Annotated in this window: 9 protein-coding genes; 6 read left to right on the top strand and 3 right to left on the bottom strand. The window is 33.7% G+C overall.

The window, feature by feature from the left end; translation table 11 throughout:
• Positions 1–5: 5 nt before the first annotated feature.
• Both fabF and ACTJIW_RS20345 read right to left on the bottom strand, forming a co-directional pair.
• Entirely contained in the window at positions 6–1259 is a 1254-nt protein-coding gene (gene fabF / locus ACTJIW_RS20340; RefSeq protein WP_044047537.1) for a beta-ketoacyl-ACP synthase II, read from the bottom strand.
• Positions 1260–1500: 241 nt separating this feature from the next.
• Positions 1501–1737: an acyl carrier protein gene (locus ACTJIW_RS20345; RefSeq protein ID WP_007137004.1), complete on the bottom strand. Its 237-nt coding sequence runs from the start codon at positions 1735–1737 to the stop codon at positions 1501–1503.
• 175 nt (positions 1738–1912) lie between these two features.
• Here ACTJIW_RS20345 and purN point away from each other — a divergent pair, with 175 nt between their 5' ends.
• Together purN and rnhA are read left to right on the top strand one after the other, a co-directional pair.
• Entirely contained in the window at positions 1913–2482 is a 570-nt protein-coding gene (purN, locus tag ACTJIW_RS20350; RefSeq protein WP_012023221.1) for a phosphoribosylglycinamide formyltransferase, read from the top strand.
• A gap of 68 nt (positions 2483–2550) precedes the next feature.
• On the top strand, positions 2551–3027 hold the full coding sequence (gene rnhA, locus ACTJIW_RS20355) for a ribonuclease HI (RefSeq protein WP_440714741.1): 477 nt from the start codon (positions 2551–2553) through the stop codon (positions 3025–3027).
• 55 nt (positions 3028–3082) lie between these two features.
• Here the strand turns inward: rnhA and ACTJIW_RS20360 are convergent, their stop codons facing one another.
• On the bottom strand, positions 3083–3430 hold the full coding sequence (locus ACTJIW_RS20360; RefSeq protein WP_012023219.1) for a DUF6249 domain-containing protein: 348 nt from the start codon (positions 3428–3430) through the stop codon (positions 3083–3085).
• A 305-nt stretch (positions 3431–3735) separates the two neighbouring features.
• Between ACTJIW_RS20360 and ACTJIW_RS20365 the strand changes: the two genes are divergently transcribed.
• From ACTJIW_RS20365 to ACTJIW_RS20380, 4 genes are all read left to right on the top strand, one after another.
• Positions 3736–4323: an RNA polymerase sigma factor gene (locus ACTJIW_RS20365; RefSeq protein ID WP_073408234.1), complete on the top strand. Its 588-nt coding sequence runs from the start codon at positions 3736–3738 to the stop codon at positions 4321–4323.
• Positions 4307–4711, top strand: coding sequence for a hypothetical protein (locus tag ACTJIW_RS20370; protein ID WP_073408235.1), 405 nt, complete (start codon positions 4307–4309; stop codon positions 4709–4711). Before ACTJIW_RS20365 ends, ACTJIW_RS20370 begins: the two co-directional genes overlap by 17 nt.
• 219 nt (positions 4712–4930) lie before the next feature.
• A complete protein-coding gene (locus ACTJIW_RS20375; protein WP_073408236.1) occupies positions 4931–5854 on the top strand; it encodes a PfkB family carbohydrate kinase in 924 nt (307 codons plus the stop codon).
• A gap of 82 nt (positions 5855–5936) precedes the next feature.
• Positions 5937–7835, top strand: coding sequence for an amidophosphoribosyltransferase (locus ACTJIW_RS20380; RefSeq protein ID WP_149205805.1), 1899 nt, complete (start codon positions 5937–5939; stop codon positions 7833–7835).
• Positions 7836–7975: the final 140 nt, after the last annotated feature.

Raw genomic sequence — 7975 nt, forward strand, 5'->3', positions numbered from 1 at the left:
GAAAATTAGTCAGCTAATTTTTTAAACAATACACAAGCATTGTGTCCGCCAAAACCAAACGTGTTACTCATAGCAACATTAACTTCTCTTTTTTGAGGTTTGTTTAAAGTAAGGTTTAATGATGGATCAATATTTTCATCAACAACAGTATGGTTAATCGTTGGAGGAACAATTCCGTGCTGCATTGCCAAAATAGAAGCAATTGCTTCGATAGCTCCGGCAGCTCCAAGTAAGTGTCCTGTCATTGATTTTGTTGAATTGATGTTAATGTTTTTAGCGTGTTCACCAAAAACATTACTGATTGCTTTTAATTCAGCCACATCTCCTAATGGAGTAGAAGTTCCATGAGTGTTGATATGATCAACATCTTCTGGGTTCATTCCGGCATCTTTTAATGTATTTTTCATTACTGCGATAACTCCAATTCCTTCCGGATGCGGTGCTGTTAAATGGTAAGCATCAGATGACATTCCGCCGCCGCCAATTTCACAGTAAATTTTTGCGCCTCTTGCTTTTGCGTGCTCATAATCTTCAAGAACTAAAGCTCCTGCTCCTTCTCCTAAAACGAAACCATCTCTGGTTGCATCAAAAGGTCTTGAAGCTGTTTCAGGACTTTCATTTCTTGTAGATAAAGCGTGCATTGAACTAAAACCACCCATACCTGCAATGGTAACAGCAGCTTCAGAACCACCAGACACAATAACATCACACATTCCTAAACGAATGTAGTTAAAAGCATCGATTAATGCATTTGCAGAAGATGCACATGCAGAAACTGTAGTATAATTTGGTCCCATATACCCGTTACGCATTGAAATATGCGCAGGAGCAATATCGGCAATCATTTTAGGGATAAAAAACGGATTGAATTTTGGAGTTCCGTCACCTTTTGCATAATACATTACTTCTTCCTGGAAAGTTTCTAAACCTCCAATTCCAGCTCCCCAGATAACACCTACTCTAGTTTTGTCGATATTATCATTTGTTAGACCAGCATCTTTAATAGCTTCGTCACTGGCAGCAATTGCATACTGAGCAAATTTATCTAGTCTGCGAGATTCCTTGCGATCCATGTAATCTTCAATGTTGAAGTTTTTTACTTCGCAGGCAAATTTCGTTTTATGCTTCTCTGTATCATAATATGTGATAGGAGCGGCTCCGCTTACCCCATTCACAAGTGCATTCCAATATTCCTGGATATTATTCCCGATAGGAGTAAGTGCACCTAATCCTGTTACAACAACTCGCCTTAATGCCATAAAATATGTATTTTGTGTCTTTAAACAAATAAAACCCATGCTTTCTTAACTGTATTGCTACTTAAGAGCCATGGGCATTACAATATAAATATATCTTTTTGATTGAAAATCAATCGAAATTTAAATTTTAAAAAATAATAACACCCGATTTCTAGAAATTTCAATTTTTTAGAAAACAAACTCCAATTTTGGAATTTGGATATTCAAACTTTGGAATTTTTAAAATTCGGGTGTGGTATTATTATTTTTTAGCTTCCTCGATATAAGAAATAGCTTGACCTACAGTAGCAATGTTTTCTGCTTGATCGTCTGGAATTTGAATATCAAATTCTTTTTCGAATTCCATAATAAGCTCAACAGTGTCTAATGAGTCAGCTCCTAAATCATTAGTGAAGCTTGCTTCTGTTACAACTTCGTTTTCGTCAACACCTAATTTGTCTACGATAATCGCTTTTACTCTTGATGCAATGTCTGACATAATCTTTAATTTTAGAATTTAATTTGTTGGCAAAAATAAAAAACTTTATTTTAAAACAACTATTTAGTTTATAAATGTGACACTAATTTATAAAATTAATTTCAAGAAAGGTCTTTTAAAGCTATTTATTTTCGATTTTTATTCCGTTTTTTGCATTCTAAAAATAAATTCAATCATGAAAAAAATTATCGTTTTTGCCTCAGGATCAGGAACTAACGCAGAAAACATTATAAAATATTTTTCGAATATCGAAATTGCGAAGGTCGTTTCGGTTTTTACAAATAATGCTTCGGCAAAAGTTATTGACAGAGCAAAAAATCATCAAATTCCGGTCGAAATCTTCTCAAAAAACGAACTTTTAGAACGAAATATATTACAAAAAATACAAAAAATCGACCCAGATTTGATTGTCCTTGCCGGTTTTTTACTCAAATTTCCTGAAAACATAATTGAGCAGTATCCAAATAAAATAATCAACATCCACCCTGCACTTTTACCTAAATATGGAGGCAAAGGAATGTACGGAATGCACATTCACAGGGCGATAGTGAATAATAAGGAAAAAGAAACCGGAATTTCTATTCATTATGTAAACGAGAATTATGATGAAGGAGGTATTATATTTCAGCAAAACGTTCTTTTAACCGAAGAAGACACTCCTGAAACTGTTGCTGAAAAGATTCATGAATTAGAACAAAAACATTTTCCTGAAATCATCCATAGATTATTAGATGCAAATTCTTAAATATAAATTCAAATTTTAGATAAAGCCATACAATCTGCAATCTAAAGTCTACAATCTAAAATAAATAAATGAATCACGAAGTACATATATATACAGATGGTGCGGCAAAAGGAAATCCCGGCAATGGCGGTTACGGCGTGGTAATGGAATTGGTAGGCACTCCTTATAAAAAAGAATTCTATGAGGGCTTTCGCCTGACTACCAATAACCGAATGGAACTTCTGGCTGTAATTGTAGGTTTAGAAAAACTCAAAAATCCCAACATGAAAGTATTAGTAATTTCAGACTCCAAATACGTTGTTGATTCTGTCGAAAAAAAATGGGTTTTTGGCTGGGAAAAAAAAGGATATACGGGAAAAAAAAATCCTGACTTGTGGAAACGTTTTTTAATTGCTTACCGAAAACATAAGGTTGATTTTAAATGGATAAAAGGACACAATAACCATCCGCAAAACGAACGCTGCGACCAGCTTGCTGTAATGGCATCAATGCAGCCAAAACTTTCTGTTGATGTTTATTACGAAACCATAGGATCTAAAGAATAAAAAAGGGCATCAAATATTTGATGCCCTTTTTTACTAAAAAAAACTTTTACTTGTCTTATTCTTTATCCAGATCTTTGGCAGTTTTAAATCCTGTTAAAAGTCCAATTCCGGCCATAATAAAAATAATCGAAGGATAAACAGCTCCATCATTAAGAGAAGTATAGGTTGTGATTAGTAAAGCCAGAAAAATTCCAACTCCGCTTCCTATTAATAAGAAAGCCAGATTCACAACAAATATTTTCCAGGCCGGAACGCCGCTTCCTTTTCCCTGCAAAAAGATACTTGCATCTACTCCTTTTTCTATAAGAGCCAGACGTTCTCTGTTTCTGGTTGAATAAATTAAATAAACGATCCCGAAGATCATTAAGAAAAAACTCACTGGAATTAAAATTTTGTCGTCCATAATATTTACGTTTTTAAATTGATTGATACTCCATATGACGAGACTTTTTAAATTGAGGTTACAGCTTTTGGGAAAAAAATTCAAATTTTAAATTCGAAACCCCAAAACCAACTGATAATCAATTAATTTTGATTTTATTTTATTTGCCGACACAGCTTTGCCAAACTTTAAAACCTTGTCAAAGTTCAACTCCTATACTTTATTATATATTAAAGAGTGGAATTTGGAATTTGAGTTTTAAAAAATTTAGAATTTATTTTCAACTTTCTTGTAACCCAAACAAACAACTTGTCGTCCTATATAATATGAGTACAATAAATGATCAGCATTATATCGATAAAATTCTGCAGGGCGAGACAAATGCGTTTGCCGTTCTTGTGGATCGTTATAAAGATATGATCTTTACATTGGCGCTCAAAATGGTAAAAAACCGGGAAGAAGCTGAAGAAGTTGCTCAAGACACGTTTATAAAGATTTATAGTTCACTGAATAAATTTAAAGGCGATTCTAAATTTTCGACTTGGATTTATAAAATCGCTTATAATACTTGTCTGGACAGATTAAAGAAAAGTAAAAAAGAGGATTTAAATATTTCTATTGATGATTTTTCTTCGCACTTAATTAAAACGATGGATAATGCTTTGAGCACTTTAGAAGAAAAAGAACGAAAGCAGACCATTCAGAAATGTTTAAATTTGTTACCCAATGATGAAAACTTCCTTTTGACTTTATTTTATTTTGACGATCAGAATTTAGAAGAAATTGGAAAAATCATGAATATATCGGCAAATAATGCAAAAGTAAAATTATTTAGAAGCCGACAAAAATTAGCCGTAATTTTGAGACAGCAGCTAGAACCCGAAATAATAGAATGTTATGAAAGAGAGCGATAAAAATATAGAACAACTTATTGAAAAAATGATGGCCGAAGACAAACTGCAGTCGCCATCAATAGATTTTACTTCTAAAATTATGGCAAATGTTCAAGCTTTAGAAGAGAAAAAATTAAGTGTATACAAACCTTTAATTTCTAAACCAATCTGGATTTCGATTGGAATAGCTGTGGCTTTATTGGTGATTTATATTTCGCTTTTTTCAGTTTCAGAAAATAATATTGAAATCGAACAAGTCGGGAAATTATATTCTGATAAAATCGCAAATTCATTTTCAGGAATTCATTTCTCTAAAAACATCATGTACGCGATATTGATTGTTCCTTTTATGATTTTGATTCAAGTTGGAATTTTGAAAAATTATTTTGATAAGAAATACGAGTTGTAGGCAGCTTTAAAAATATCGGAATTTTCCAAAAATAAAACTTGCGATTTAAATCCAAAAAATATATTTTAAGCACTAATTAAAACCAAATATAATTCATTCATTTACAATATAATTAGACCCGAAATCGATATTATTTTTTTATGAAAATTTTGAGAACCTAAACCATTGCAAGATTGTAACTTATAGAGTATCTTTGCACCCTAATTCGAAATTCATAAAATGAATAAATTATTGATTGTTGGAACAGTTGCTTTCGACGCGATTGAAACTCCTTTCGGAAAAACAGATAAAATTTTAGGTGGTGCTGCAACGTACATTGGTTTATCAGCTTCATTTTTTAACTTGCAATCGGCCATTGTTTCTGTAGTTGGCGACGATTTCCCTCAAGAACATTTAGATCTTTTAACTTCAAAAAATATTGATATCTCTGGTATCGAAATTGTAAAAGGAGGAAAGACTTTTTTCTGGAGCGGTTTGTACCACAATGATTTAAACTCTAGAGACACTCTTGCAACTGAGTTGAACGTTTTAGCTGATTTTCAGCCAAAAGTTCCTCAAAACTACAAAGATGCTGATGTTGTGATGTTAGGAAACTTACATCCATTAGTACAAAGCAGTGTTTTAGATCAAATGGAGAAAAAACCAAAATTAGTAGTTTTAGACACTATGAACTTTTGGATGGACTGCGCTCTTCCGGAATTATTAGACGTTATTAAACGTGTAGATGTAATTACAATCAATGACGAAGAAGCAAGACAGCTTTCAGGCGAATATTCATTAGTAAAAGCGGCTGCCAAAATCCAGGATATGGGACCAAAATATGTGGTGATCAAAAAAGGAGAACACGGCGCACTTTTATTCCACAATAGAGAAGTTTTCTTTGCACCAGCTTTACCATTAGAAGAAGTTTTCGATCCAACCGGAGCCGGAGATACTTTTGCAGGTGGTTTCTCTGGATTTATTGCACAAAGCGAAAACATTTCTTTTGCAAACATGAAAAACGCAATTATTTACGGATCAAATTTAGCTTCGTTCTGCGTAGAGAAATTTGGAACCGAAAGGATGGAAACATTAAGCAAGGCCGAAGTAGCGATTCGATTACAGCAATTTAAGTCGTTAACTCAGTTTGACATAGAAATATAATGCCTAAGAGCCTCGATAAAACGGGGCTTTTTTATTACGTTAATACACACAACTTACAACACAACAAAAAAATAAAAAAACAATGAGCGACGCTTTAAAACACGAATGTGGTATAGCCTTAGTCAGACTTCTTAAACCGCTTGAATATTATAAAGAAAAATACGGAACTGCATTTTACGGAATTCAGAAAATGTATTTAATGATGGAAAAACAGCACAACCGCGGACAAGACGGAGCTGGTTTTGCTAGTATTAAACTTGATGTTGAACCTGGACAACGCTACATCAGCAGAGTTCGTTCTAATCATTCACAACCTATCCAAGATGTTTTCAAACAAATCAATGAGCGTGTTAGCGAAGAACTAAAAGCTCATCCTGAATTGGGAGACAACATGAAAGATTTAAAAGCAAATATTCCTTATGTTGGAGAATTGTTTTTAGGTCACGTTCGTTACGGAACTTTTGGAAAAAACAGCATCGAAAGTGTTCACCCATTTTTACGTCAAAGTAACTGGATGCACCGTAACTTGATTTTGGCAGGAAACTTCAACATGACAAATGTTAAAGAGCTTTTCGAAAATCTGGTTGAATTGGGTCAGCATCCAAAAGAAATGGCTGATACTGTTACTGTAATGGAAAAAATTGGTCATTTCTTAGACAAAGAAGTAATGCAGTTGTACCAAGACTGTAAAGCTGAAGGATATTCTAAAAGAGAAGCTTCTCCAGTTATTGCAGAACGTTTGGATATTGCTAAAATATTAGCTCGTTCGGCTAAAAACTTAGACGGTGGTTATGCTATGGCCGGTTTATTAGGTCATGGTGATGCTTTTGTTTTTAGAGATCCAGCAGGAATTCGTCCAGCTTATTTTTACCAAGATGACGAAGTTGTTGTTGTAGCTTCTGAAAGACCAGTTATCCAAACTGTATTTAATGTTCCTTTTGAAAGCGTTCAGGAAATTGATCCGGGGAATGCTTTGATTATCAAAAAGAACGGAAATGTTTCTATGAAACAAATCCTGGAACCAACAATCAAAAAAGCTTGTTCATTCGAAAGAATTTATTTCTCAAGAGGAAGTGACGCCGAAATTTACCAAGAACGTAAAGATTTAGGAAAATTAATTTTACCTGCTGTTCTTAAAGCAATTGACAGCGATACAGATAACACTGTTTTCTCTTATATTCCTAATACTGCTGAAACTTCATTTTATGGTTTAGTCGAAGCTGCTCAGGATTTCTTAAATCAGAGAAAAAACAATTATATTCTAGAAAATAGAAATACGTTAACCGCTGAAACACTTCAGGAACTTTTAGCTGTAAAAATACGTACAGAGAAAGTTGCTATTAAAGATGCTAAACTTAGAACCTTTATTACAGAAGACAGCAGTCGTGACGATTTAGTAGCTCACGTTTACGATGTTACTTATGGCGTAATTAAACCAGAAGACAATTTGGTTATTATCGACGACAGTATTGTTCGTGGTACTACATTGAAAATGAGCATCATTAAAATGATGGATCGTTTGAAACCAAAACGTATCGTAATCGTTTCATCTGCTCCGCAAATTCGTTATCCTGATTGTTACGGAATTGATATGGCAAAACTAGAAGGTTTAGTTGCTTTTAGAGCAGCACTTGCTTTATTAAAAGAAAGAAACCTTTACCATATTGTAGACGAAGTTTATGCTAAGTGTAAAGCACAAGAAAATTTTGAAGATAAAGATGTTGTGAATTATGTTACAGCAATATATGATCAATTTACTGACGAAGAAATTTCAGATAAAATTGCAGAAATGCTAAGCTCTCCAGAAATTAATGCCGAAGTAAAAATCATATTCCAAACTGTAGCCGATTTACACATAGCATGTCCTAAAAATTTAGGCGATTGGTACTTCACTGGAGACTATCCTACTCCGGGTGGAAATCGTGTCGTAAATCGTGCTTTTATGAATTTTTACGAAGGAAAAGACGCCAGAGCGTATTAATAAAATACTAACAAAAGGTTAAATTGTGCATTTCATCGGTTTTTTTTGCCGTTCATCCTGTTTCTTTGGTAGAATTGAAAAGCTGCGATACTTTTGAGATACCATAACATTAGTAGGTTAAGTTTATGGTAGATTTGGGG

Origin of the sequence: Flavobacterium sp. 22659, from assembly GCF_052044235.1 — a bacterium.
GTDB classification, from domain to species: Bacteria; Bacteroidota; Bacteroidia; order Flavobacteriales; family Flavobacteriaceae; genus Flavobacterium; species Flavobacterium johnsoniae.

Coding starts and splice junctions, on each gene's coding strand:
- fabF (WP_044047537.1), bottom strand. CDS start 1,259: ATGGCATTAAGGCGAGTTGTTGTAACAGGATTAGGTGCACTTACTCCT.
- ACTJIW_RS20345 (WP_007137004.1), bottom strand. CDS start 1,737: ATGTCAGACATTGCATCAAGAGTAAAAGCGATTATCGTAGACAAATTA.
- purN (WP_012023221.1), top strand. CDS start 1,913: ATGAAAAAAATTATCGTTTTTGCCTCAGGATCAGGAACTAACGCAGAA.
- rnhA (WP_440714741.1), top strand. CDS start 2,551: ATGAATCACGAAGTACATATATATACAGATGGTGCGGCAAAAGGAAAT.
- ACTJIW_RS20360 (WP_012023219.1), bottom strand. CDS start 3,430: ATGGACGACAAAATTTTAATTCCAGTGAGTTTTTTCTTAATGATCTTC.
- ACTJIW_RS20365 (WP_073408234.1), top strand. CDS start 3,736: ATGAGTACAATAAATGATCAGCATTATATCGATAAAATTCTGCAGGGC.
- ACTJIW_RS20370 (WP_073408235.1), top strand. CDS start 4,307: ATGAAAGAGAGCGATAAAAATATAGAACAACTTATTGAAAAAATGATG.
- ACTJIW_RS20375 (WP_073408236.1), top strand. CDS start 4,931: ATGAATAAATTATTGATTGTTGGAACAGTTGCTTTCGACGCGATTGAA.
- ACTJIW_RS20380 (WP_149205805.1), top strand. CDS start 5,937: ATGAGCGACGCTTTAAAACACGAATGTGGTATAGCCTTAGTCAGACTT.